We start from the raw sequence: 25,974 nt of genomic DNA on the forward strand, positions 1-25,974 counted from the left end.
CCACAGTCGACGAGCCGCGATGGAAGCCGGGCGCAGCCTCTGGTTACACTACGGCGCCGCGCTCCCGGGCGCCGGTCTGATGAACACGGAGTGACTGCACTGTGCCCTCACGAGCGCCCAAACGATCGCCACTGACCCTGCGCTGGTCGGCGCTGCGCCGCTGGTTCGCCAAGGGCCGGCCCGCGCATGCCGGGCATGACGCGAATGCCCAGTCGATCCGCGACTATTTCCGGCACAAGGCCCATAGTCAGGGTTACACCCTCAGCCACAGCCAACAGCGGGTGATCGATTGCATGGCGCAGCAGGCCAGCCTGTTGTTCGGCGCCAAGCCGCAAATGCCGCCGAGCCTGTACCTGCATGGCGCGGTCGGACGCGGCAAGAGCTGGCTGCTCGACGTTTTTTTCCAGGCACTGCCGACCGCGCAGAAACAGCGCGTGCATTTCCATGAATTCTTTGCCCGGTTGCATCAGGGCATGTTTAACCATCGCGAACAGGACGACGCTCTCGGCGTCACCCTCGACGAGCTGTTAGCCGATTGCCGGGTACTGTGTTTCGACGAATTTCATGTGCATGACATCGGCGATGCGATGCTCATCACCCGCCTGTTCAAGGCCTTGTTCCAGCGCGGGACTCTGCTGCTGGTGACTTCCAACTATCCGCCGGAAGGCTTGCTGCCCAACCCGCTCTATCATGCGCGCTTCAAACCGGTGATCGAATTGATCAACGCCCGAATGCAAGTGATGGAGGTCGGCGGCCCGCACGATTACCGCAGCCAGGCGAGCAACCATGCGCATCAGGTTTTCACGCAGGGCCACTATGTGTGGCCAGCCACCGCAACCCAGCGCCAGGCGCTGAACCTGCCGCCCGAAGGTGCCCCGGCCATTGCGTTGCCGGTGGGCAGCCGACACGTTCAGGCGCGCCTGTGCGATGGCAGCCGGGTCGCTTTCACCTTCAGCGACGTGTGCGAGCAACCGACAGCGGTGATGGATTATCTGGAGCTGTGTCGGCGTTTCGACCAGTGGATCATCGACGACCTGCCGGAACTCGGTGAGTGCTCGATCGCCGCACAACAGCGCTTCATCAACCTGATCGACGTGCTCTACGACCAGGACAAGCACCTGACCCTGCTCAGCCGCTTGCCACTGCGCGAGGCCCTTGGCGGGAATGCCATCGATCTGGCGCGCACCCGCAGTCGCCTGGGGCAGTTGCAGGAAATCCACTGACAACTCGGATCCCCTGTGGGAGCGGGCTTGCTCGCGAAAGCGGAGTGTCAGTGACGAATCGCTGACTGACAGAACGCCTTCGCGAGCAAGCTCGCTCCCACAGTGGATCAGAGTGTTCTTCAGTGCAAATCCCGGCTTTGCCGTTATCATGTCGCCCATTCCGAGCGCCCGGCGCTTCTTTCCTTTGATAGTGAACATCCCCATGCACACCCTTGCTCAATTGCGCGCCGGCGAGTTGTCGGGCATTACCCGGCTGGATCTGTCTTGCGGCCTGACCGAGTTCCCCCGGGAGATTTTCGAACTGGCCGATACGCTGGAGGTGCTCAACCTCAGCGGCAACGCCTTGAGCAGTCTGCCCGATGATCTGCACCGCCTGACCAGGATGCGCATTCTGTTTTGCTCGGACAACCACTTCACCGAGGTGCCGGAATGCGTCGGAAAATGCGCGGCGCTGACGATGATCGGCTTCAAGGCCAACCGCATCAGCCACGTGCCAGGCGCAGCACTGCCGCCGCTGCTGCGCTGGTTGATCCTGACCGACAACTGCATCGAAAGCCTGCCCGTCGAACTGGGTGAGCGCCCGTATCTGCAAAAACTGCTGCTGGCCGGGAATCGCCTGCAAGCGCTGCCCGCCTCAATGAGCCAGTGCCATCGCCTGGAGCTGATCCGCATCGCCGCCAACCAGATGCGTGAACTGCCGCAGTGGCTGCTGACCCTGCCGAGCCTGACCTGGCTGGCGTATGCCGGCAATTCGCTGGAAACCGAAGCCGATGCCGCCGCGCTGGAAGCCACGCCGCTGATCGACTGGTCGGCGCTGCGTCTGGAACAGCGCCTGGGCGAAGGCGCCTCGGGGGTGATTTCCCGGGCGCAGTGGCAGCGCGCCGACGGCTCGCAGGTGCCGGTCGCGGTGAAGCTCTATAAAGGTGAAATGACCAGCGACGGTTCGCCGCTGCACGAAATGAATGCCTGCATTACCGCCGGCCTGCACCCGAACCTGATCCGCGTGGAAGGCCGTATTCACGGGCATCCCGATGGCCAACAGGGGCTGGTGATGCAACTGATCGACCCAAGCTTTCGCAACCTGGCGGCATTGCCGAGCCTGGCGAGCTGCTCGCGGGATGTGTATGCCGAGGACTGCCGCTTCAGTGCCGAAGTGGCGCTGAACATTGCCAAGGGCATCGCTTCGGCGGCCGAGCACTTGCATCAACAGGGCATCACCCACGGCGACCTCTACGGCCACAACATTCTGCTGAACGATCAGGGCGATTGCTTGCTCGGGGATTTCGGCGCGGCGTCGTTCCATGCCACCACCGACAACCTGGAAACCCGGGCACTGCAACGCATCGAAGTGCGGGCGTTCGGGGTTCTGCTCGGGGAATTGCTGGCGCGCGTCGACTCGGGGTTGAGCGATGAACAGCGCGAGGTGCTGGAGGCGCTGGAACAGCGTTGCTGTCAGCCGGACGTGCTGGCGCGGCCGGGGTTTGGCGAAGTGATTGAGATGCTGGAAACGCTGTAACTGACGCAAATCCTGTGGCGAGGGAGCTTGCTCCCGCTGGACGGCAAAGCCGTCCCAAAAACAACGACTGCCGCGCAGCCGAGCGGGAGCAAGCTCCCTCGCCACAGTTTATCTTTGCAGCAAATCAGCCCGCCAGACCGACAAACATGTCCTGCACGTCGTCGTGGTTGTCGAGGCCTTCGAGGAACGCTTCAACTTCAGCCATCTGCTCGGCGCTCAGGCCGCTGACCGGGTTCTTCGGCTGGTAGCCGAGTTTGGCCGACAGCACCGTGAAGCCTTGCTCAGGCAGGGCTTTCTGCACGGCGTCGAGGTCGGTCGGATCGGTCAGGAACAGGGTCGCGCCCTCTTCGCCCGGCTCGAAGTCCTGGGCTCCGGCCTCGATCGCGGCCATTTCCGGATCGGCGTCCGGGGTGTCCGGCGACGCTTCGATCATGCCGACGTGGTTGAAGTCCCAGGCCACCGAACCGGAAGCGCCCAGTTGACCCTTGCGGAACGCCACGCGGATTTCCGCGACGGTGCGGTTGATGTTGTCAGTGACGCACTCGACGATCAACGGAACCTGATGCGGTGCGAAACCTTCGTACGTCACGCGGTGGTACTGCACGGTTTCGCCCAGCAGGCCGGCGCCTTTCTTGATGGCGCGGTCCAGGGTTTCCTTGGGCATCGAGGCTTTCTTGGCCTGCTCGACCACCAGACGCAGGTGTGCGTTGGTGGCGGTATCGGCACCGTTGCGGGCAGCGATGGTGATTTCTTTCACCAGTTTGCCGAAGATCTTGCCCTTGGCGTTGGCTGCCGCTTCTTTGTGTTTAACCTTCCACTGTGCGCCCATTACTCACTCTCTTGATCTGTGGCGCCGAGACATCTATTGGCCGACGCGTGGCGCCAAGTTTATACGGCCTAAAGTCGGCAATCGACCAAAAAAATCATTGTTGAATCGACATCGTCACCACGACTTGTAGGGCGATTCTGAAAAGCCCACCAGCCATGACCATTCGTGCTCGCGTTTTCGTACCCTCTGCCGTCCGTATTGCCCACAGAGCCCGTACGAATGCTCAATGATAAGGAAAGCCCGTTCACCCTGACCCTGATCGACGGCCCGCTGTGCCTGCCGGTCTTGCGTTTCAGTGGCAAGGAAGCACTCAATCAGCCGTTTCGCTTCGAGATTGAAATGATCGGTCTGGCACCGGCGTTGCCCCCAGGCAGTCTGCTGCGCCAACCGGCGTTCCTGCGCCTGGGCGCCGATCACGGGATCCACGGTCTGATCCACAGCGTCAGTTGCGAGCATCGCGCCAGCCACCGCATCGGCTACCGGCTGATCCTCGTCCCGCTGCTGCTGAGTCTGGACCAGCCGCCCCGGCGCCGGGTCTTCGTGCAAACGAGCGTGCCGACGATCCTCGCGCAATTGCTCGGCGAGCATGAGTTGCCGGCGGACAGTTACCGGATCGAAATGAGCGTCGGCCAATACCCGCCGCGGCCCTTTTGCATCCAGTACGAAGAAAGTGACCTGGCCTTCGTGCAACGGCTGTGTGAGGAGGAAGGCATCCACTATCACTTCGAGCATCACCCGAACGGGCATGTGCTGGTGTTTGCCGATGACAACCTCAGCCTGCCGCAGGAACCGTTGCCGGTGCCGTTTGGCATCACCGACGACACACCATCACCGCGCGTCAGCACGCTGTTTCAGCGCCATGACGCGCCACCGGTGATGGCTGCGCACGGCATTCGCAACCGCGGGCAGGAGGCCATCGCCACCGACGCGGCCAACCATCCCTTGCCCGCACTCGCACCGCAGAACCTGTCGGGCGAACAGCGTCACGCCGAACAACGCAGCCGTCGCCATCTGCAGCGCCAGCGCTGTCAGTCGCGCTCGATCCGGGGCAACTGCGATTGCAGCGCGTTGCGCAGCGGGCATCTGTTACAGATCAGCGAGCATCCGATCAATACCTTCAATGAACAATGGCTGATCACCGAACTGCATCACCAGGGCCAGCACCCCTCGATCCTCGACCCGACCACTGATGTGCATCGCTATCGAAACGACTTCACTGCCCTGCCCTGGTCAAGCGATTTTCGCCCGCCATTGGCACAGCCGCGCCCGAACATCGGCGGCTACCATCTGGCACAAGTGCTGGGATCGCCCGGCCAGCCCGCGCAACTGGATGATCGCGGGCGCATCGGCGTCAACCTCTGGCCGGCGCAGACAACTGAGTCTGCATGCCTGTGGCTGCCAATCGCACTGACCGGCGCCGGCCGGCTCGCCACCCGCCAGTTGCCCCGCGCCGGCAGTGAGGTGTGGGTCAGCTTCCTCGACAGCGACCCGGATCGACCGATCCTGTGCCTCGCCAACCCACGCCCTGCGCCACCGAGTGAAACACCACCACCGCGCGACAACAGCCTGTTGCTCGATTGGCTGCTGCACGGTGCCGATCCCTAAGCGCCGCAGACATTGGCATTGAGTACACCTGGAAGAAACTGGGTGGTTGTGAGGTCGCTATCGCTGGCAAGCCAGCTCCCACAGTTGGATTGGGTGCGGGCTGTTGGAGGTGGGTCGGCTCGCAGGCCGCCTTCGCGAGCAAGCCCGCTCCCACAGTGGATTGGGTGTGAGCTGTTGGAGATTGGTCGGCTGGGAGATTGCTATCGCTGGCAAGCCAGCTCCCACAGTTGGATTGGGTGTGGGCTGTTGGAGGTGGGTCGGCTCGTAGGCCGCCTTCGCTGGCAGGCCAGCTCCCACAGGGAGCTAAAGCCAAGCGCATGCTTTTCACCACTCAAATGGCCGAGTGTCAGCTCGCCGAAAGCTCTTGATCTTGCCGTGCCGGCCCCATCGGCAGGCTGAGTGGAGGGGTTTATCCGGGGGTGGGAGCGCAGCGACCTTTTGGCGCAGCCAAACACAGCGAGAGGAGGTGCAGCGAAGCAAACCGTAGGCGCTGCCCCCCGGATGAATCCCGTAACGAAGGAACCCGAGCCTAAGCGAGGGCCGTACGCCGGGGCCCAGCCTTTTGGTTACTTTTGGGCGTCTGCAAAAGTGACCCGCCGTAAGGGCGGAACCCTAAGCAGCCGTTACCGCAGCAACGGATATGCCCCCATAAATCAAAGCCCCCATTCACCCCTTGTCAGCCTTCCCCGCCGCCGCCGCAAACCTCGCCAACCGCACATCCAGATGCCGCGGCCGCCGCCCATGATCCTCAGCCCGCTCCTTGCGCCGAATCGCATTACGCACCATCAACGACCCCAGATACCGAATCGGCTCCGGCGGAAAATACCCCAGCGGCCCGTTCACCAACGGCGAACGAGTCCAGGGGTTATCGAGCCCCTGCACCAACGAGGCAAGAATCTGCCCGCCCATGTGACACGGCCCGACGCCACTGCCGGAATAACCAAAGCCATAAAACACATTGCCACTGGCACTCATCTGCCCGAAAAACGGCAACCCGGTGACCGATCGATCCGACGGCCCGTTCCACGTTGCGTCGATCTTTACATCGGCAAACGCCGGGAAGAAGTCGCCGAGACTGCGCTTGAGCAAATCCGCATAGGGCGATGGCTGATCGAACACCGGCAACATCCGCCCACCATACGCAAACGTGTTACCACCCTTGCCAAGCATGATCCGGCCGTCCGGCGTGTTGTGGTAGTAGTGCACGAAAATCCGCGAATCGAGCACCGTGACACCGCTGGTCAAACCGATTTCCTGCAGCAGATCCGGGCGCGGCTCGGTGATCAGCATGTCACTGGAGACAATCGCCACGCTGCGTTCGAACTGCGGAAAAGCGCGGGCCATCCACGCGTTCATCGCCAGTACCACGCGGTCGGCTATTACGCAGCCCCCAGCGGTGTGAATACGCGCCGGACGGCCCTCCTCCAGGCCGGTCATCGCCGTGTTCTCGTGGATCTTCACGCCCAGTTGCAACGCCACCCGACGCAGCCCGCGTACCAGTTTGCCCGGCTGCACACTGGCCGCCGCTGGCGAGAACCAGCCCTCCAGATGCTTGCTGGAACCGGCCATGCGCTGCACATCGGCCACCGGGCGCTGCGTGAACGAGTTGATGCCGTTACGCTCCAGCGCCGCGATCACGGCGTCGGTCGAACCGACCTGCGCCTTGTTGGTGGCGGTGTACAGCGTGCCGTCGAGGCGGTAATCGGCATCGACGCCGTACTGTTCGCAGAACTCGCCAATGGCGTGGATGCTGCGCTCGGATTCCTTGACCAGACGCACTGCCTCCTCGACACCGAACAGGCGCTCGAGGGTGAAATACTTGGCCGACCACGACAACGCGCAACCACCGTTGCGCCCACTGGCACCGGCGCCGCAGATGTCGGCTTCGATCAGCAATACGTCGAGTTCAGGGTTCTGCTGCTTGAGCATGATCGCCGTCCACAACCCGGTGTAGCCGCCGCCGACGATGCACACGTCGGTGCGCACTTCGCCTTGCAGCGGCGGACACGTCGCGGATGGATCGGCCTGCAAGGCCTGTTCGAGCCAAAACGGTCGCATGGGATTCTCCAGTCAGATGGCCACGACACAGCCTGCCGCGAACGCCGCAGCAGGCCGCGAGGCGAGGGTTTTCAGTTACGCAGGGGTTTGATGGTCAGCGGGCAATTGGGAATGGCCGCGCGCGGTTCCATCACCCCGACCGGGCGGCTGTTCCAGTGCGGAATCAGCACCAGCGCCGAGAACAATGCGCAGCCGGCGAAGACGATGAACACCGTCACCGAATCGAAGTAACCCGGCAGCAATCCGCCGAGCACCGCACCGACCGAGCCGCAGCCGTTGACGAAACCGGCCGCGGTGGCGCCGGCCTTGGCCTTGCCGAAGTCGATGGCGGCCGCGCCGCTGATCATCGAATCCGGCCCGTACAGGGTCAGGCCCATGACGAACAGCAGCGCCACCACCAGCATCACGCTGCCGGTGTGCAACGCGCCCATGAACAGCGCCAACGTTACGGTCAGTGCCAGCAGACTGAGGACGCAGGCCGGCATGCGCCGGGCGCCGAACAGTTTGTCCGAGGCCAGACCGATCATGATCGGCCCGAGCAACCCGGCCAGTTCGAACGAGGTGGGAATGATCGCCGCGCCGACCTTGCCGACACTTGGCATCTGCTCAAAGACGATCACCGGGCCCCACAACAGAATCGCGTAACGCGCCGGTTTCAACATGAAATACGCCAGGCCCAGCACCAGCACCGTGCGGTTGCGCAGGATTTCCTTCAACGGCTCCCAGACGCTGAGCTTGCTGTTGGCTTCGGTTTCCGCGGCACTGAGTTCCGGCTCCGGTTCCACCGCCGGCAGGCCGACGTCTTCCGGTTTGTTGCGCTGAAAAATGAAGAACAACAGCGCCACCACCGCGACCACTGCCGCGCTGGAAATGAACGCCGCGTGCCAGGTGCCCATCAGCGTATACGCCCACCAGCCGGCGAACGGCGAGGCCACCAGACCGCCAAACGCATAGCAGGAGCTCCACAATCCGAGCACCCGCCCACGCTGCTGCGCCGGGAAGAAACTCCCAAGGTTTTTACACAATCCCGACCAGCCGGTGGACTGCGCCAGCCCCTGGATCAGCATGCAAGTGGCGAAGATCGGCAAGGTCGCGAAACTGCCCATCACCAATGCCGCACCAGCGGAAATCAGCAGCCCGCCAAGCACCACGACCCTCGGGCCGAAACGGTCGGCAAGCATGCCCCAGGTGAATTGGCCGATGGCGTAGGCCGCCAGATAGATCGCATCGAGGTTGGCCATGGCCATCTTGTCGAGCATGAAGGTCGGGTCTTCGGCGATGCCCAGTTTGGCCACCGAAAACGCTTTGCGGGTGAAATAGAAAGCGGCGTACGCGAGCCAGGTGACAGCGAAAATCTGCATGCGCCAACGCGCAATGGTGCCGATGTGCTTGTTCATTGTGGTTCTGACCTCAGGGTGTGAGTGTGCCGGCAGAATCGTTAAGTAAACGCCTGTGTTTTTTATTGTTGAGCACTGCGCCAGCGCCCCATCCCTGATGGCGATAGCGGTCAGATGAGTCCTGTTGTTGCACGCACAGGCTCATCGCCGACGCTGCTGCCCGAGCGGACAGTCAGCGCTGGCGTGAGCGGATCAAAGCAATTACTGTTTAATAAATAAAATCGATTTATCGTATTTCACACATAAGCTCAGCTTGTTACTGGAGGCTGCATGTCGGTGTCCCACGCCCAGCTCAAAGCCTTCCACGCCGTGGCCGTCCATGGAAGCTTTACCAAAGCCGCCGAACGGCTTTTTCTCACGCAACCGGCAATTTCCGACCAGGTGCGCAAACTCGAAGAGCGTTTTGGTGTGTTGCTGTTCCATCGCAACAAGCGTTCGGTGCGCCTGACCGATCTCGGTGAGCGGCTGCTGGCGATTACTCAGCGGCTGTTTGTGATCGAGGCTGAAGCCCAGGAACTGCTGCAGGAATCCCAGGCGTTGCAGACTGGCAGCCTGATTCTCGCAGTGGACGCACCGATACACGTGCTGCCGCAAATCGCGCGGTTCTGCGAGCGGTATCCGGGGATCAGCGTGAAGATCGAGACCGGTAACACCGATGAATCGCTGTTTCGCCTGTTCAACTATCAGGCCGATCTGGCGCTGCTCGGGCGCGATGTCACTGATGAACGTCTGCTGTGCGTGCCGCTACGCAACGACCCGATGGTGGCGTTCGTCTCGCGCCATCACCCGTGGGCCGAGCGCGAGTCGATCTGTCTGGCCGATCTCGATGACACGCCTCTGGTGCTGCGCGAGCACGGCTCGGTAACCCGCCAGACTCTGGAAGAAGAAATGGCCCGCGCCGGTTTTCGCATTCGTCCGGCAATCCAGGTCGAGGGCCGGGAAGCCGCGCGCGAGGCGGTGGTGGTGGGGATCGGTGTGGGGGTGGTGTCGGCGGCGGAGTTTGGCGCGGATTCGCGGGTGTGTGCGTTGCCGATCACCGATTGCACCCGGCGGTTGACCGAGACGTTGGTGTGCTTGCGCGAGCAGAGTTCGCGGCGGGTGGTGGCGACATTTCTCGATATGGTTCGCGAGAGTCTTGGGTAAACCGGTCTGGCCCCTTCGCGAGCAAGCTCGCTCCCACAGGGTTCTCGGTCGTTCACACATTATGTACACGCCACAATACCTGTGGGAGCGAGCTTGCTCGCGAATGAGGCGACGCGAATTGTCAGACTGTCGCCAGACCGAAGAACGCCTGAATCAGGCGCAACTCCCGCCGCCGCTCCATGCAGCCAATCATGTGCCGATTGACCAACCCGTCGCCGACAATCGGAATCGCCACCACCCTCGGGTCATGGCTGACCTCCACCGACGACACCACACCCACCCCCAGCTCCGCCGCCACCGCTTCGGTCACCGCCTCACGGCTGTCCAGCTCCAGCAACACTCGCGGATGCACCGCCGCCTGATTGCAGGCCTGATCAAAGGTGCGCCGGGTGATCGAACTCGGCTCGCGCAACACCATGATCACCTGATCCAGCTCCTTGAGCTTCACTTCGCCGGCACGCTGCGCCCACGCATGCGCCGCCGGCACCAGCGCACATATCCGCGATTCGCTCAACGCTTGCAGATGCAGGCCCTTGCGCGGTTCGACCTCGGTCAGCACCGCCACGTCCGCATGCTCGGACAACAGCGCGGCGAGGGTTTCCTGCGCATTGCCCAGACGCAGGTTCACCGTGATTCCAGGATAGCGCGCACGCAGGCTGGCGAGCATCGGCATGACCATGTGCGGACCGTCCGCCGCCACTTCGAGGCGCCCGGTGAGCAATTGGCGGTTGGCTTCGAGCAGGGTCTGGGCTTCTTCGGCCAGACCGAACATGGCGCGGGTGATCGCCGCCAGTTTGGTGCCCTCCTCGGTCAGTTCCACCCGGCGTGCGGTGCGACGCAACAAGGTGATCTGGTAGTGCTCCTCCAGCGCCTTGATGTGTCCGGTGACCGCCGGCTGACTGATGAACAGGCGCGCCGCGGCGCGGGTGAAGCTGCCTTCCCGGGCCACGGCGTCGAAGGCGCGCAGCTGGAACAGATTCATGAATAACCCTCACTGATGGCTGGCATAACAACAAACAATTTGATTGATAGACCGCCGAATTGCAACGTATGCCCCGTAGCTTCATCCCACAGCGCTATCGCGAGGACACACGAATGAGTACTGCCGCACCCATCCTGCTCACTCCCGGCCCGTTGACCACGTCGGCCCGCACCCGCCAGGCAATGATGATCGACTGGGGGTCATGGGATGACCGCTTCAATCAACTGACCGCCAGCCTCTGCGAGCAATTGCTGGCGATCCTCAATGGCTCCGCCACTCACCACTGCGTGCCATTGCAGGGCAGCGGCACCTTCGCTGTCGAAGCGGCCATCGGCACGCTGGTGCCGCGTGACGGCAAGGTGCTGGTGCTGATCAACGGTGCCTACGGCAAGCGTCTGGCGAAGATCTGCGAAGTGCTCGGCCGCTCGTTCAGCACCTTCGAAACCGCCGAAGACGAACCGACCACCGCCGCCGACGTCGACCGCCTGCTGCGCGCCGATGGCGACATCAGCCATGTCGCGCTGATCCACTGCGAAACCAGCACCGGCATCCTCAACCCGTTGCCGGAAATCGCCGACGTCGTGCAGCAACACGGCAAGCGCCTGATCATCGATGCCATGAGCTCGTTCGGCGCGTTGCCGGTGGACGCGCAAAAAGTCCCGTTCGATGCGCTGATCGCCGCTTCCGGCAAGTGCCTGGAAGGTGTGCCGGGGATGGGTTTTGTTTTCGCCCGCAAGGAATCGCTGGCAGCAGCGGCCGGCAACTCGCATTCGCTGGCGATGGACCTGTATGACCAGCACACGTATATGCAGAAGACCGGCCAGTGGCGCTTCACTCCGCCGACTCATGTGGTCGCGGCGCTGCACGAAGCGCTGCTGCAATACAACGAAGAAGGTGGCCTGCCCGCGCGGCATGCGCGCTACGCCGCCAACTGTCAGGCGTTGATGGAAGAGATGGGCAAGCTCGGGCTGCGCAGCTTCCTGCCGGCAGCGATCCAGGCCCCGATCATCGCCACCTTCCATGCCCCGCAAGACCCGCGTTACCAGTTCAAGGACTTCTACGAACGGGTCAAGGCCAAGGGTTACATCCTCTACCCCGGCAAACTGACCCAGGTCGAAACCTTCCGCGTCGGCTGCATCGGCCACGTCAACCCGGACGAAATGCGCCAGGCCGTGGCGGCAGTGGGTGAAGTGCTGCGCGAGATGGAAGTCCTCGATATCTGAAACACCACTAATCCCCTGTGGGAGCGGGCTTGCTCGCGAAGGCGGAGTGTCAGCCGCCATCAATGTTGAATGTGCCGCCGCATTCGCGAGCAAGCCCGCTCCCACAGTTTTGAACCGTATTGCCAACTCAGGAATTGATTGCCATGAACTACACCAACCCAAGCAAACTGCAAGCCGCCATCCTCGACTGGGCCGGCACCGTGGTCGATTTCGGCTCGTTCGCGCCAACGCAGATCTTCGTCGAAGCCTTCGCCGAATTCGATGTGCAGGTGTCCATCGAAGAGGCCCGTGGCCCGATGGGCATGGGCAAGTGGGACCACATTCGTACCCTGTGCGACCAACCGCAGGTCGCTGAGCGTTATCGCAAAGCGTTCGGCCGCACCCCGACCGACGATGACGTGACCGCGATCTACAACCGCTTCATGCCGCTGCAGATCGAGAAGATCGCCGAGCACTCGGCGCTGATTCCCGGCGCACTGGAAACCATCGCCAACCTGCGCCAGCAAGGGATCAAGATCGGTTCCTGCTCCGGCTACCCGAAACTGGTAATGGACAAGGTCGTGGCCCTCGCTGCCACTAACGGCTACGTTGCCGACCACGTGGTCGCTACCGACGAAGTGCCGAACGGTCGCCCATGGCCGGCCCAGGCCCTGGCCAACGTGATTGCGTTGGGCATCGATGATGTCGCGGCCTGCGTGAAGATCGACGACACCGTGCCGGGCATCCTCGAAGGCCGTCGCGCCGGGATGTGGACCGTGGCGCTGATCTGCTCGGGCAACGCGCTGGGCTTGGATTACGCCGGCTACCGGGCGCTGGGCAGCGACGAACTGGCCAGCGAACGCAAACGCATCCACGCGCTGTTCGCCGATTCGCGCCCGCATTACATGATCGACACCATCAGCGACCTGCCGGAAGTGATTGCCGACATCAACAAGCGTCTGGCCAACGGTGAAATGCCGCAATCGAGCTGATTGCTTCTTTTGTCAAAACAACAAAAAACGCCAGGGTCTTCGCGACGCTGGCGTTTTTTTATGGCTGAAGCCTTGAGTCAGCGCAGTGAAACTCCGATCAGCCTCAGGCAAATCCGCCAAAGCGGATTACAGTTAAAGCATGCCGTCGCACAAGAACGGCACGTGGCGACCCTGATCTGTGAGGAAACACCGTATGCCGTGGACAAGTTCCGAATCCCGCTACAGCACCGTGTCCGTGCTGCTGCACTGGCTGATGCTGGTCCTGTTGATCCTGGTGTATGCCAGCATGGAGTTGCGCGGGATTTTTCCCAAAGGCAGTGGCGGCCGCTCGCTGATCCGCGAAGTGCACTACATGCTCGGCCTGACCGTGTTCGTGCTGGTGTGGTTTCGCCTCGTAGCGCGCAGCATCGGCCCGGCACCGAAAATCTTCCCGGCCTCGCCGCAGTGGCAAACCCTGCTGGCGCGGGTGATGCACTGGTTGTTGTACCTGTTCATGATCAGCATGCCGATTCTTGGCTGGCTGATTACCAGCGCCGAGGGGCATCAGGTGATGTTCTACGGTTTCGATCTGCCGTTGCTGGTTCATGAAGACAAGGCATTCGCCAAGCAGGTGGAGCACTGGCATGTGTTGATCGGCAATATCGGCTACTGGCTGATCGGCCTGCATGCGCTGGCGGGGCTGTATCACCATTATGTGGTGGGCGATAACACGTTGCTGCGGATGATGCCCAAGCGCGCGGAACGCTGAGGCCCAGTTTTGTCCATGCTTGTGGTGAGGGGATTCATCCCCGATGGGGCGCGTAGCGGCCCTGAAAGAAAGGGCTGCTGCGCCGCCCATCGGGGATGAATCCCCTCGCTACAAAACCATTCACGCTAAATCCTGGTGAATCCGCGGCGCCCCTGCAAGCCACCGGTATGCACGAAGATCAGCCGTGTGCCGTGCTCGAACCTGCCCGCTTCAACCTGCTGCTTCAGCGCCAATAACGCTTTGCCGGTGTACAGCGGCTCCAGCGGAACGCCGCTACTGCGCTCAGTGCTCTCGATGAACTCAAGCAACACCGGATCGACCTTGGCGAACCCACCGCGGCTCGCGTCGAACAACGCGTAGTCCGCCACAGCAAGCCCCGACTCCTGAACAATCGCCTCAACCTGCGGTGCCACGCCATGATCCTCGGGCACCGCCAGAGCGCCGTACACCGGATGTGCACCCGCCTCGGCGAGCACCAGCCCCGCCAGGGTCGTCCCGGTGCCGCAGGCCAGCCACCAGCCGTGGAAATCGCTCCAGCCCAGATTGTTCAGTTGCGTGATCACCTGCTCCTTGAGCGCTTTGCAGCCCAAGGCACCGGCCAATCCGCCGCCACCCTCTGGCACTGCGTGCAGATTCGGGAACTGCGCCTGCCAAGGCTCCCAGAATCCGGGCTCATGCCGCGCCCGATAGCCACCGTAACCGAGCCAGTGCAGTTGCATGCCGAACGCCTGCAGGTCCTCAACCGTGGGCGTCTGCTGTGGATGGCCACGCAAGAGCCCAACGGTTTCGAAACCCAGACGCTTGCCAGCCGCGGCCAGCGCATGCAGATGATTGGAATGCGCGCCACCAAGGCTGATGATGCCCTGCGCGCCGGCGCGGTCGGCAGCCTTGAGGTGTTCGGTGAGTTTGAACCATTTGTTGCCGCTGATCAGCGGGTCGATCTGGTCCAGACGCAGGATCGCGACCTCGATTCCGGCGTTGGTGAGCCAGTCGAGTTGAAGCAATTCGAGGGGGGCTTGGGGTAGCCAGTTGGCGGGAGGAAGAAGCATGGGCGACTGATCATTCGAGGCAGAGCCGGCATTCTAGTCGCTCACAGGACGCCATCGCGAGCAGGCTCACTCCTACAGGATCCGCGGCATGCATAAATTCTGCGAACACCACAAATCTACTGTGGGAGCGGGCTTGCTCGCGAATGCGGTCTGTCAGTCATTGCATAGGTCAACTGACACGACGCCTTCGCGAGCAAGCCCGCTCCCACATTGGAGATTTGTGGGGCTTAGAGTTCAGCAGCCAGACGCGAACCCTGGTTGATCGCCCGCTTGGCATCCAGCTCCGCCGCCACATCGGCGCCGCCGATCAAGTGCACATTCTGCCCCGCCGCGACCAGACCTTCCTGCAGATCGCGCAGTGGATCCTGTCCGGCGCAGATCACGATGTTGTCCACCGCCAGCACTTGCGGCTCGCCGGTTTCGCCGATACGGATGTGCAGGCCTTCATCGTCGATTTTCAGGTATTCAACGCTGTTGAGCATCTGCACTTGCTTGTTCTTCAAGCCCGTGCGGTGAATCCAGCCGGTGGTCTTGCCCAGGCCATCGCCGACCTTGGTTTTCTTGCGCTGCAACAGGAACACTTCGCGAGCCGGCGCGTGCGGCGCTGCTTTGATCCCGGCCACGCCACCACGGGCTTGCAGATGGGTGTCGATGCCCCACTCTTTCCAGAACGCGGTGCGATCCAGACTGGTGGCCACGCCTTGGTGCACAAGGAATTCCGAGACGTCGAAACCGATACCGCCCGCGCCAATCACCGCGACGCGCTTGCCCACCGGTTTGCGCTCGAGGATCACGTCCAGGTAGCTCAGCACCTTGGCATTCTCCACGCCCGGAATCGCCGGCACACGCGGCGCGATGCCGGTGGCGAGGATGATTTCGTCGTAACCGCCCTCGACCAGCTTCGCCACGTCGACACGGGTGTTCAGGCACACCTCGACATTCGTGGTCTGCAGCTTGCGCTTGAAGTAGCGCAGGGTTTCGAAGAATTCTTCCTTGCCCGGCACACGCTTGGCGATGTTGAACTGGCCGCCGATTTCGCTGGCGGAATCGAACAAGGTCACCTGATGCCCGCGCTCGGCGGCCACGGTCGCGGCGGACAGACCGGCAGGGCCGGCACCGACCACGGCGATCTTCTTGATCTGTTGCACCGGCAAATAGTTGAGCTCGGTTTCATGGCAGGCACGCGGGTTGACCAGGCAACTGGTGAGTTTGCCGCCGAAGGTGTGATCGAGGCACGCCTGGTTGCAACCGATGCAGGTGTTGATTTCGTCAGCGCGGCCTTCTGCAGCTTTGTTGACGAAGTCCGGATCGGCGAGGAACGGCCGTGCCATCGAGACCATGTCGGCATCGCCTTCAGCGAGAATCTGCTCGGCGATTTCCGGGGTGTTGATGCGGTTGGTGGTGATCAGCGGAATGTTCACCGAACCACGCAATTTGGCGGTGACCTTGCTGAACGCCGCGCGCGGCACCTTGGTGGCGATGGTCGGGATCCGCGCTTCGTGCCAGCCGATGCCAGTGTTGATGATGGTCGCGCCGGCCTGCTCGATGGCTTTGGCCAGGGTCACGATCTCTTCCCAGCTGCTGCCGCCCTCGACCAGATCAAGCATCGACAAACGGAAAATGATGATGAAGTTCGGGCCGACTGCTTCGCGCACGCGGCGGACGATTTCCACCGGCAGGCGCATACGGTTTTCATAGCTGCCGCCCCAGCGGTCGGTGCGGTGGTTGGTGTGCGCAGCGAGGAACTGGTTAATGAAATAACCTTCAGAGCCCATGATTTCCACACCGTCATACTCGGCGCTCTGCGCCAGTACCGAGCAGGTGACGAAATCGCTGATCTGTTTCTCGATGCCCTCCTCGTCCAGCTCTTTGGGCTTGAACGGGTTGATCGGCGCCTGAATCGCACTCGGCGCGACCTGTTTCGGGCTGTAGGCATAACGCCCGGCGTGGAGGATCTGCATGCAGATCTTGCCGCCCGCCTCGTGCACTGCGCGAGTGACGATGCGGTGCTTGAGCGCTTCTTCCTCGGTGGTCAGTTTGGCTGCGCCGGAGTACACGCCGCCCTCGTCGTTCGGGCCGATACCGCCAGTGACCATCAGGCCGACACCGCCACGGGCACGCTCGGCGAAGTACGCGGCCATGCGTTCGAAGCCACCCGGTTTCTCTTCAAGGCCGGTGTGCATCGAGCCCATCAGGGTGCGGTTGCGCAGCGTGGTGAATCCCAGGTCCAGCGGGGCCAACAGGTGCGGGTAATGAGCGGCGGTCATCGGTAACTCCACAACGTGCGATCACGGAAATTGCGGGAGCTCTGCGTCCCCCGTCAGTCATGTTCGACAGACTAAGAGTCGCACCGCTGTCACTCAATGACCGAAACTGACAACTTATTGATCCAAATGCGCAGCGCCCCTTGGCAAGCGCAGGCATGCGCCCTACCCTAGTCGCCACACCCTGTACCCGGCTGTTGTTGGTTTTCATGCGCAAACTTCTGTATCTGTTTTTCTCCATGGCCATCGTTGCCGCCCTGACCACCTACGCCATGTGGGCGGCGGACCGGCCGGCGGGGCATTACCTGTCGGACCTGCGCATCAAACTGGCGGTCGATCAGGGCACGCCCGCCGACCGTGGCAATCTGCTGGGCATCCAGCCGGAACTGTTTCCCACCGACTACCAAAGCCCCGAGCGCCTGCACCGCAAACTCGCGGCCTATCTGCAGCAGGCACAGGATCAGGGGCTGCTCAACGAAAAAACCGTGGTGGTACTGCCCGAGCATGTCGGCACCTGGCTGATGATCAGCGGCGAGAAAGACGAGCTCTACCAGGCGCCGACCCTCGTCGAAGCGATGAACTGGCTGGCGGCGAGCAATCCGTTGCTGTTCGCCCGCGCCTGGCTCACTGCCAAGGGCGAAAATCGCCTCGACGACGCGCACCTGCGCATGAAGTCCAAAGCCATGGCCAAGGATTACCAGACGTTATTCGGTGGTCTGGCCAAGGAATTCCACGTCACACTGGTGGCCGGTTCCATCGTCCTGCCCGAACCGAGCATCCGCGACGGCCAGCTCAAGCCCGGCAGCGGCGCGCTGTTCAACAGCAGCGTGGTGTTCGGCCGTGATGGCGTACCGCTGGGCCAGCCACAGCGGCAGATGCACCCGATCTTCGAACAGCGCGATGTGATCGAGGGCGACGACGCCCACGCGATCAACGTGATCGAGACCCCGGCCGGGCGTCTGGGTGTGCTGATCGGCAGCGACAGCTGGTACCCCGACAACTATCGCCGACTCGACGAGCAAGGCGCGCAACTGGTGGCGGTGCCGGCCTTCGTCGTCGGCCACGACGCCTGGAATCAGCCGTGGGCCGGCTATAAGGGTTCGAGTACACCGGGGTCGGTCAGCCTCAAGCCCGGAGAAATCAGTGAAGGTCAGGCCTGGCATCGCCTGACACTGACTGCACAGCCACCGAGCAGCCGTGCGATCGCCGGCATGAGCGTGTTCCTGCGCGGCCAGTTCTGGGACAAGCCCGGTTCGGGGCAAAGCTTCCTCAGCAGCAACGGCCAGCAATTCGCCGATGGCGAAGCCCGTGGCGCGCGTCTGCTGAACATCTGGTTGTAAGCCATGAAGCCGCTGCCGATGCGTCTGGGGGATCTGTCGGTAGGTTTCGTGCACAGCCTCGCTGATGCCGTGCGCAGCCAAGGTGCCGATCCGCAACCGCTGCTCGAACAATATGGGCTGGATGCTGCGCGACTGGCCGAGGCCGGCGCGCGGTTGTCGATTCCGCGCTACATGCGTCTGGGGCACAGCGCGATTCAGTTGACCGGCGATCCGGCACTGGGCTTGCGCATGGGTCAGCTCAGCCGCTTGAGTCAGGCCGGACTCGCCGGGGTCACTGCCGCGCAGGCGCCGACCGTGCGCGAGGCCGCCCGTTGTCTGATCCGCTTCGAGCCGCTGTACGGCTCCAACTATCGCGGGCAGTCGAGTTTTCACGAAGACGCTCATGGCGCGTGGCTGCGCTTCTATTCGATCAGCCCGTACAACGCCTATAACCGTTTTGTAGTGGATTCGATTATCGCCGGCTGGTTGCATCAACTGTCCAGCGTCGGTCGCGAGCCACTGCGCGCCGAGCGCATCGAGATCGAATTTGACGCGCCGGACTACCGCGACGCCTACAACGCGCTGGGCGACTGCCCGATCCAGTTCGGCGCTGAGCGCAATCAATTGCGCCTGAACCTGAACAGCCTCGCACAGCGTAATCCCGAGCACTGTCCGAGTACCTGGCGGCATCTGCTGCAATTGTGTGAACGGGAACTGGAGCAATTGACCCGCACCCGCAGCCTGCGTGAACGCATCACTCAACTGCTGGGGCCGTTGCTCAATGGTGGCCGGGAACCCGACCTGGAAGAAGTGGCGGCGCGCCTGAAGCTGCCGACCTGGACCTTGCGGCGCAAACTGGCCGAGGAAGGCACGCAGTTTCGCGCGATCCTCAATGACACCCGCCGTGATCTGGCGATGACCTACATCCGCGACACCGAACTGGCGTTCGGCGAGATCGCCTACCTGCTGGGCTTTGCTTCAGCCGAGGCGTTTCAACGCGCCTTCAAGCGCTGGAGCGGCCAGACCCCCGGCGAGTTTCGCCGCAGTCACCGCAAAACCGCCTGACACCTTACAACTCGGTGGCGTCTTCGGCCGGCTCTGGCTGATCCAGTTCATACGCCTGGTATTCGAGCAGTTCTTCTTGATAGTCGTCCATCGTGTGATCCCCCTGCTGCCCGTTTGAAAATAGCCCGATCAACTGACCAGTGCCTCGAGCCTATCGTGCCCGTATGAAGGAAAAGTGACATCCCGCCTTCATGAATAAAACGTAGCAGGTGGTCAGGAATTTATCGCAGGATTTTTGTCGGGGGAATGTAACGAGATTTGAGTACACCACAAAACAAATGTGGGAGCGGGCTTGCTCGCGAAAGCGCAGTGTCAATCAACATATACATTGACTGATACTCCGCTTTCGCGAGCAAGCCCGCTCCCACATGGGATGTGTGTGTGTTACTGCATCGCCGGAATCGGCTCCGATGGCGGCGGGATATTGGTCGGGTTGGCCGGCGGCGTGATCGTTTCGGTAGCCGGTGCAGGCTCTGCACTCGGTGCCGGGGTGATCGGCGCTGACTCGGCCGGCGGCACCACTGGCTCAGAACCCGTTGGCGTCGGCGCAACCGGAGCGGGGGCCGGGGTCGCTGCCGGGGCTGCCGGCGTCATGTTTTGGGCAGGCTCGACAATCCCGGCTGGCGGCGGTGCAGGCGTTGCCTCTACCGCCGGTGCAGGTGTAACCGGCGCTACAGCGGCAGGCTTGGGCTCAGGCACACCGAGATCGGTCTTGGGTTTTTCTTCGATGTGCGCGGCTTTCTTCGCATCGGCTGGCAGGAACAACTCAACCAGCGTGAAGAACCGCTCGTAGAACTTCTGCGAGGTCACGGTCTCACTGGCCACCTTGACCATCGAATCGTCGGATGAGCCGATCGGCATCGACACCGAACCCAATACGCCAACCCCGAGACTGGCGGAGTTGTTGGTCTTCTTCAGCGCATAGCGATCCTGCAGGGCATTGGCGAACACCGTGGCATGGTGCTTGGAGCTGCCATCTTCGGTACACACCACATTGAAGCTGATCTCCATGTGGGTTTCACCGGTTTGCTGGAAGCTTTTGTGGCCACTGATCAGTTTCGGGTCACTGCTGGTGATGATGTAGCCCTGGCTGAGCAACGCACGACGGGCCGCCTCGCAACTCGCGGTGTCGGCCACCGGATAATTGCGCGAGAACGTGCCGGAATCATCGAAGTTCTCATGCTCATAGATCGGCTTGTCCTTCGAACAGCCAGCAACAGCGGTCAACAACAGCGCCAACCCAACGACACGCATGGGAGTTGAAATCAACATTGAACATCCTGAGGAAAAACAGTCCGGGGCGTATTGTGCAACAGAACGTGGCCCTGCGGCGCATGGATTGTGTCTTAAAGCCGTTACAACCCTATTGACCCTTGATTGCCGGAAAAAGTCGCAGCGACAAGTGATCGATGAAGACGCGCAATTTGGCGGTGGCATGGCGACTGGAGGGCCACAATACCCAGAACTGACCGGTGTGCTGCATATAGGCATCCAGCACTCGCTGCAAGCGCCCCTGCGCCACATCCTCATGGGTCATGAAATCCGGCAGGCAGGCGATACCCATCCCTGCCAGCGCCGCATGATGGACGGCTTCGATGGAGGTAGTGACCAGCCGCGTCGGCAAGCTCGGCTCCGGCGCGCCCTCCTCGCCAATCAATGGCCATGGCTCCAGCTTGCCAGTGGCATGAAAGGTGTGCCGCAAGCAGGCGTGCTCCGCCAGATCGGCGGGAATTTGCGGCACGCCGTGCTCCCGCAGATACAACGGGCTCGCCACCAGCACCATGTGAAACTCGCCCAAGGGCCGCGCCATCAGCCGTGAATCACGTGGTTGACCGGTACGAATCACCGCATCAAAGCCCTCCTCAACCACGTCGACCATGCGATCAGTCAGGTCCAGATCCAGCTCGATCTGCGGGTACAGCGCCATGAACTCATTCATCACCGGCATTACCAGGCCGTGCACCTGCGGCAGGCTGATGCGCAGTTTGCCATGGGGCTGGGAGGCGGAATCGCAAAGTTCGAACTCGGCGGCTTCCACCTCGGCAAGAATTTTGCGACAGCGTGCGAGGAACAGCGCGCCCTCGCTGGTCAGGGTGATGCTGCGGGTAGTGCGATGAAACAGCCGCACGCCCAATCGCGCCTCCAGCCGGGCGATACTTTTGCCCACCGCTGAAGACGACACGCCCTGCAGCCGCCCAGCCTCGGTAAAACTGCGGGTCTCGGCGACTTGAACAAACACCGAAATACTGCCCAGACTGTCCATTCCGCCCCTCCGATTCACGACATCCATGTCCGATATGTTCGGAACCGTAACCCATTTTTCTCCAATGCGCAGCGCCCTAGCCTATGGCCTTCACCCACTTCGGCACATGGACGCTGACTCATGAACGACGCACAACTGACCTCGGCCCTCACCCAGCCAGTCGACACCCGCGAACGATTGCCCCTCGGCGCCCTGCTGGCCCTGGCCACCGCCGGTTTCATCACGGTGCTGACCGAAGCCATGCCCGCCGGCCTGCTGCCACAAATGAGCGCGGGGCTGAATGTCTCCCAGGCACTGATCGGGCAACTGGTCACCCTGTACGCGATTGGCTCGATGCTCGCCGCCATCCCGCTGACCATCGTCACCCGCAGCTGGCGTCGTCGGCCATTGCTGCTGTCAGCCATCGGCGGCTTCGCCATCGCCAACAGCATCACCGCCGTGTCGGAATGGTACTGGCTGACTTTGACCGCACGCTTGCTCGCCGGGATATTTGCCGGGCTGCTGTGGGCGTTGCTGGCAGGCTACGCCAGCCGCATGGTTGCCCCACACCTGCAAGGCCGGGCAATCACCGTCGCCATGCTTGGCGCGCCACTGGCACTCTCGCTGGGCATCCCGGCCGGCACACTACTCGGCACGCTGGTCGGCTGGCGCCTGAGCTTCGCCATCATGACTGCGCTGACGCTGTTGCTGGTGATCTGGGTGCGCTGGCAAGTGCCGGACTTTGCCGGAGAACACACAGGAAAACGCCTGCCCCTACGTCAGGTCTTCACCCTGCCCGGCGTACGCTCGGTGTTGTTCGTGACCTTGACCTACGTGATCGCCCACAACCTGCTGTACACCTACATCGCACCGTTCCTGCAACCGTCAGGACTGGCCAGCGATATCGACCGGGTGCTGCTGGTGTTCGGCCTGGCCTCAGTGCTGAGCCTGTGGATCGTCGGCAGCCTGATCGATCACTGGCTGCGCGAACTGGTGCTGATCAGCACGCTGCTGTTCATGCTCTCCGCCATCGCCTTGGGCCTGTGGCGAGAATCGGCGACCGTGGTCTACCTCGCCGTCGCCGTGTGGGGCCTGGCGTTTGGTGCGATGCCTTCGCTGTTGCAGACTGCCTCGGCGAAAACCGCTGGAGAGGCTGCCGATACGGCGCAGTCGATGCTGGTGACCCTGTGGAATGTCGGAATTGCCGGGGGTGGTTTGGCGGGTGGTTTGCTGCTGGGGAGTCTGGGGGTTGGGGGGTTTCCGTGGATTGTTGTGGGGTTGCTGGTTTTGACCTTGAGTGCGGTGCTGAGGGCGAGGGGCTATGGGTTTGTGTGATTGGGATGTTTGTCTGTGAGGGGCCGGGCGGCTAGTCGGCCGTCTTCGCTGGCAAGCCAGCTCCCACAATTGATCTGCGGATAGTCAGTTAGAGACAGGCCGGCTCGTAGGCCGCCATCGCCGGCAGGCCAGCTCCCACAGTAGCGCAAAAGCCGAACGCATGCTCTTCACCACTCAAATGGCGGAGTGTCAGCTCGCCGAAAGCTCTTGATCTTGCCGTGCCGGCCCCATCGGCAGGCTGAGTGAAGGGGTTTATCCGGGGGAAGGAGCGCAGCGACGTTTGGCGAAGCCAAACACATCGAGAGGAGGTGCAGCGAAGCAAACCGGAGGCGATGCCCCCGGATGAATCCCGTAACGAAGGAACCCGAGCCACGGCGAGGGCCGAACGCCGGGGCCAAGCCTTTTGGGTTACCTTTTCGGCGTCTGGAAAAGGTGACTCGCTGTAAGAGCGAAACCGCCAGCGGCAGCACCCGAAGCAACGGATATACACCCAAATCTCAACCATAAAAAAGCCCCGACCATAAGATCGGGGCTTTCCTGTTACCACTCAGTCAACCATCAATACCGCTTGATGTCCGCCTGACTCTCCAACTGCTTACGGAACGCCGCAAAATCCTGCTGACCTTCACGCGAAGCCAGGAAACGACGGTACTGCGCCTTCTCTTCATCAGTCGGCGCTACTGCTTCATTCACACCGTCCAGACGCACAATCATCAGACTACCGTCCTGCAAGGTCACGCTGCTGAACGTCGGCTTGCCCTTGGCTGCCGGTTTCGGCATGCGGAACAACGCCTGCAGCACAGTCGGGTCAACCCCTTCCTGAGCACGGGTCGCCGCCGTCACAACCTTCCAGTTCTGGCCGTCAACCGCCTTGTCCAGTGCAGTCTTGCCATCGCGCAGACCAGCAATCAACTGGTCAGCCTTGGTCTTGGCCGCAGCGCTGGCGTGCTCTTTAGTCAGTTGGGCACGGATCGCCGTGTTCACCGCTTCGAGTGGCAACTGCTCAGGCTTCAGATGTTCCTTGGCGCGCAGCACGACCACGGTTTCCGGGTCCAGCTCGATACCGGTGCTGTTGGCGTTTTCTTCCAGCACTTCCTGACTGAACGCAGCCGTCACCACCGCGCGGTTGGCGGCGATGCCTTCGCCACCTTCACGGCCGAACGGCTTGGAGGTGTGCACAGTCAGTTTCAGATCTGCCGCAGGCTGGGCCAGGTCAGACGCTTCGAACGCCGAGTCTTCCAGTTGCTTGGTCGCCTCGACAAAACGCTGCTCGACCTGTTGAGTCTTCAGCTCGCGGGTCAACTTGTCTTTCAGGCTGGCCAGGGTCGGAACTTCCGGCGCTTCAACACCCAGCAGCTTGATCAGGTGGTAACCGAAGTCGGTACGCACCGGCTCGGACACCTGGTCCTTGTTCAGCGAGTACAGGGCTTTTTCGAAAGCTGGATCATAGACGCCAGGACCGGCAAAACCGAGGTCACCGCCATTGTTGGCCGAGCCCGGATCCTGCGAGAACTCCTTGGCCAGCGCTTCGAATTTCTCGCCCTTGGCCAGACGCGCCTGGACTTCTTCGATCTTCGCCTTGGCCTGAGCGTCGGTGGTCTTGTCGTTGACTTCGATCAGGATGTGCGCCGCACGACGCTGTTCCGACAGGTTGGCGATCTCTTTCTGATACGCCGCCTGCAGGTCTTCATCCTTGACCGCAACCTGGTCGAAGAACGAAGACTTCTTCAGCTCGACATAATCGACGACCACTTGCTCAGGGGTCATGAACTCCTTGGCGTGCTCGTCGTAGTAAGCCTTGACCTCATCGTCGGTCAGCTTGACCGCGGCCGGGTCGGCCTTGACGTTCAGCGAAGCGAAATCGCGGGTCTGTTTTTCCAGACGGGCAAATGCCAGCACTTCGGCGTCGGTGACGAAGCCGCTACCGGCAACACCGGCGCGCAACTGACCGATCAGCATTTCCTGAGCCAGCATCTGGCGGAATTGCATGCGGGTGTAGCCCAGTTGACGAATCACCTGGTCGAAGCGCTCGGAGCTGAACTTGCCGTCCACCTGGAATTCAGGGGTCTGCAGGATCACCTGATCCAGTGCACCTTCGGAGAAAGCGAATTTCGATTGTTCTGCGCCTTGCAGCAGCAGCTTGCGATCGATCAGGCCCTTGAGGGCCGATTCGCGGAGCATTTTTTCGTCAAGCAAGGAAGCATCGAAGTCCTTGCCCAGTTGTTGCATCAGCTGACGGCGTTGCATGTCAACGGCCTGGCTCAGCTCGTTCTGGCTGATTTCTTCACCATTGACCTTGGCCGCATCGTTGGTGTGCGTCGTGGCCTTGAAAATGGCATCGAAACCGGTCAGAGCCATCAGTGCAACGATGACCCCGATAATGGTCTTGGCAATCCAGCCTTGTGAATTGTCCCTGATATTCTGCAGCATGCGTCCCCCAGAAACGGTTGAACTTCAAAAATTAGGCAACCGTGGAGCGTGGGTAGAATCCGGATAGAAGAAAGGCGCATCCGAGGATGCGCCTTCTCGTAACTGGCGGAGCGGACAGGGCTCGAACCCTCGATCCCGGCGTTACAGGCGGCTGTTCCAGCGACCTGCTCTACCGCTCCGCTGCCAAGTCAGGCATGACCCCGACCCGGATGGGTAAAAACCTGAAACAAACTAACTTAGTTAACAGCTTCTTTCAGTGCTTTACCGGCTTTGAAACCTGGCTTTTTAGCAGCAGCGATTTGCAGCGTCTTGCCGGTCTGTGGGTTACGACCAACGCGAGCTGGACGATCAGTCACGGAGAAAGTGCCGAAACCAACCAGAACAACGGAGTCGCCAGCCTTGAGAGCGCCAGTGACGGATTCGATTACAGCGTCCAGCGCACGGCCAGCAGCAGCTTTCGGGATATCAGCGGATGCAGCGATAGCATCAATCAGTTCCGACTTGTTCACTCTAAGTCCCCTTATATCTATTTTGAGATGATTCTAAGTTTTTTGGTGAAAGCAAAAACGAGTGCT

The 25,974-nt window shown here is 61.8% G+C and carries 21 protein-coding genes; 10 read left to right on the forward strand and 11 right to left on the reverse strand.

The window, feature by feature from the left end; genetic code table 11:
* Positions 1-101 precede the first annotated feature (101 nt).
* Together zapE and KCG87_RS12930 are read left to right on the forward strand one after the other, a co-directional pair.
* Positions 102-1,223, forward strand: a complete 1,122-nt coding sequence (gene zapE, locus KCG87_RS12925) for a cell division protein ZapE (RefSeq protein WP_210557616.1) — start codon at positions 102-104, stop codon at positions 1,221-1,223.
* 202 nt (positions 1,224-1,425) lie between these two features.
* Positions 1,426-2,739 carry a leucine-rich repeat-containing protein kinase family protein gene (locus KCG87_RS12930; protein WP_210557614.1) on the forward strand — a complete coding sequence of 438 codons (1,314 nt, stop codon included), beginning with the start codon at positions 1,426-1,428 and terminating at the stop codon, positions 2,737-2,739.
* 124 nt (positions 2,740-2,863) lie between these two features.
* Here KCG87_RS12930 and KCG87_RS12935 read toward each other — a convergent pair whose 3' ends face one another.
* Positions 2,864-3,568 (reverse strand): YebC/PmpR family DNA-binding transcriptional regulator, encoded by a 705-nt coding sequence (locus KCG87_RS12935; protein WP_027614601.1) that lies wholly within the window; start codon positions 3,566-3,568, stop codon positions 2,864-2,866.
* Positions 3,569-3,787: 219 nt separating this feature from the next.
* Here KCG87_RS12935 and tssI point away from each other — a divergent pair, with 219 nt between their 5' ends.
* Positions 3,788-5,173, forward strand: coding sequence for a type VI secretion system tip protein TssI/VgrG (gene tssI, locus KCG87_RS12940; protein WP_210557612.1), 1,386 nt, complete (start codon positions 3,788-3,790; stop codon positions 5,171-5,173).
* Positions 5,174-5,839: 666 nt separating this feature from the next.
* Here tssI and KCG87_RS12945 read toward each other — a convergent pair.
* Together KCG87_RS12945 and KCG87_RS12950 are read right to left on the reverse strand one after the other, a co-directional pair.
* On the reverse strand, positions 5,840-7,231 hold the full coding sequence (locus tag KCG87_RS12945; RefSeq protein ID WP_210557610.1) for an FAD-dependent oxidoreductase: 1,392 nt from the start codon (positions 7,229-7,231) through the stop codon (positions 5,840-5,842).
* Positions 7,232-7,302: 71 nt separating this feature from the next.
* Positions 7,303-8,628 (reverse strand): MFS transporter, encoded by a 1,326-nt coding sequence (locus KCG87_RS12950; protein ID WP_027614598.1) that lies wholly within the window; start codon positions 8,626-8,628, stop codon positions 7,303-7,305.
* A 270-nt stretch (positions 8,629-8,898) separates the two neighbouring features.
* Between KCG87_RS12950 and KCG87_RS12955 the strand changes: the two genes are divergently transcribed.
* The gene (locus tag KCG87_RS12955) at positions 8,899-9,771 is read left to right on the forward strand and encodes a LysR family transcriptional regulator (protein WP_096795687.1); all 873 of its coding nucleotides are present in this window, start codon (positions 8,899-8,901) and stop codon (positions 9,769-9,771) included.
* A 121-nt stretch (positions 9,772-9,892) separates the two neighbouring features.
* On the opposite strand, the gene KCG87_RS12960 is transcribed toward KCG87_RS12955, so the two are convergent.
* Positions 9,893-10,753 (reverse strand): LysR substrate-binding domain-containing protein, encoded by an 861-nt coding sequence (locus KCG87_RS12960; protein WP_210557608.1) that lies wholly within the window; start codon positions 10,751-10,753, stop codon positions 9,893-9,895.
* Between the two features lie 113 nt (positions 10,754-10,866).
* Here KCG87_RS12960 and KCG87_RS12965 point away from each other — a divergent pair, with 113 nt between their 5' ends.
* From KCG87_RS12965 to KCG87_RS12975, 3 genes are all read left to right on the forward strand, one after another.
* Positions 10,867-11,976: a 2-aminoethylphosphonate--pyruvate transaminase gene (locus KCG87_RS12965; protein ID WP_210557607.1), complete on the forward strand. Its 1,110-nt coding sequence runs from the start codon at positions 10,867-10,869 to the stop codon at positions 11,974-11,976.
* A 143-nt stretch (positions 11,977-12,119) separates the two neighbouring features.
* The gene (gene phnX / locus KCG87_RS12970) at positions 12,120-12,947 is read left to right on the forward strand and encodes a phosphonoacetaldehyde hydrolase (RefSeq protein WP_134785966.1); all 828 of its coding nucleotides are present in this window, start codon (positions 12,120-12,122) and stop codon (positions 12,945-12,947) included.
* A gap of 193 nt (positions 12,948-13,140) precedes the next feature.
* A complete protein-coding gene (locus KCG87_RS12975; protein WP_134785965.1) occupies positions 13,141-13,695 on the forward strand; it encodes a cytochrome b in 555 nt (184 codons plus the stop codon).
* 125 nt (positions 13,696-13,820) lie between these two features.
* Here the strand turns inward: KCG87_RS12975 and KCG87_RS12980 are convergent, their stop codons facing one another.
* Positions 13,821-14,744, reverse strand: a complete 924-nt coding sequence (locus KCG87_RS12980) for a pyridoxal-phosphate dependent enzyme (protein WP_210557605.1) — start codon at positions 14,742-14,744, stop codon at positions 13,821-13,823.
* Positions 14,745-14,971: 227 nt separating this feature from the next.
* Positions 14,972-17,011: an NADPH-dependent 2,4-dienoyl-CoA reductase gene (locus KCG87_RS12985; protein ID WP_210557603.1), complete on the reverse strand. Its 2,040-nt coding sequence runs from the start codon at positions 17,009-17,011 to the stop codon at positions 14,972-14,974.
* 206 nt (positions 17,012-17,217) lie between these two features.
* Here KCG87_RS12985 and KCG87_RS12990 point away from each other — a divergent pair, with 206 nt between their 5' ends.
* Together KCG87_RS12990 and KCG87_RS12995 are read left to right on the forward strand one after the other, a co-directional pair.
* Positions 17,218-18,348 (forward strand): carbon-nitrogen hydrolase family protein, encoded by a 1,131-nt coding sequence (locus tag KCG87_RS12990; protein ID WP_210557601.1) that lies wholly within the window; start codon positions 17,218-17,220, stop codon positions 18,346-18,348.
* Positions 18,349-18,351: 3 nt separating this feature from the next.
* On the forward strand, positions 18,352-19,392 hold the full coding sequence (locus tag KCG87_RS12995) for an AraC family transcriptional regulator (RefSeq protein ID WP_134785962.1): 1,041 nt from the start codon (positions 18,352-18,354) through the stop codon (positions 19,390-19,392).
* A gap of 4 nt (positions 19,393-19,396) precedes the next feature.
* Here the strand turns inward: KCG87_RS12995 and KCG87_RS27580 are convergent, their stop codons facing one another.
* The 3 genes from KCG87_RS27580 to KCG87_RS13005 form a co-directional block, all read right to left on the reverse strand.
* Positions 19,397-19,525 carry a hypothetical protein gene (locus tag KCG87_RS27580; protein WP_256662080.1) on the reverse strand — a complete coding sequence of 43 codons (129 nt, stop codon included), beginning with the start codon at positions 19,523-19,525 and terminating at the stop codon, positions 19,397-19,399.
* A gap of 251 nt (positions 19,526-19,776) precedes the next feature.
* Positions 19,777-20,664 carry a DUF2242 domain-containing protein gene (locus tag KCG87_RS13000; protein WP_098968097.1) on the reverse strand — a complete coding sequence of 296 codons (888 nt, stop codon included), beginning with the start codon at positions 20,662-20,664 and terminating at the stop codon, positions 19,777-19,779.
* A gap of 91 nt (positions 20,665-20,755) precedes the next feature.
* Complete coding sequence (locus KCG87_RS13005) at positions 20,756-21,655, reverse strand: LysR family transcriptional regulator (protein WP_134785960.1); 900 nt, start codon at positions 21,653-21,655, stop codon at positions 20,756-20,758.
* Positions 21,656-21,775: 120 nt separating this feature from the next.
* On the opposite strand from KCG87_RS13005, the gene KCG87_RS13010 reads away from it, so the two are divergent.
* The gene (locus tag KCG87_RS13010; RefSeq protein ID WP_210557599.1) at positions 21,776-22,969 is read left to right on the forward strand and encodes an MFS transporter; all 1,194 of its coding nucleotides are present in this window, start codon (positions 21,776-21,778) and stop codon (positions 22,967-22,969) included.
* 558 nt (positions 22,970-23,527) lie between these two features.
* Here the strand turns inward: KCG87_RS13010 and KCG87_RS13015 are convergent.
* Both KCG87_RS13015 and KCG87_RS13020 read right to left on the reverse strand, forming a co-directional pair.
* Positions 23,528-25,399, reverse strand: a complete 1,872-nt coding sequence (locus KCG87_RS13015; protein ID WP_098968094.1) for a SurA N-terminal domain-containing protein — start codon at positions 25,397-25,399, stop codon at positions 23,528-23,530.
* Between the two features lie 236 nt (positions 25,400-25,635).
* Positions 25,636-25,908: an HU family DNA-binding protein gene (locus KCG87_RS13020; RefSeq protein ID WP_008077714.1), complete on the reverse strand. Its 273-nt coding sequence runs from the start codon at positions 25,906-25,908 to the stop codon at positions 25,636-25,638.
* Positions 25,909-25,974 lie beyond the last annotated feature (66 nt).

Source organism: Pseudomonas sp. MWU347 (assembly GCF_017947305.1).
Classification (GTDB): Bacteria; Pseudomonadota; Gammaproteobacteria; order Pseudomonadales; family Pseudomonadaceae; genus Aquipseudomonas; species Aquipseudomonas putida_A.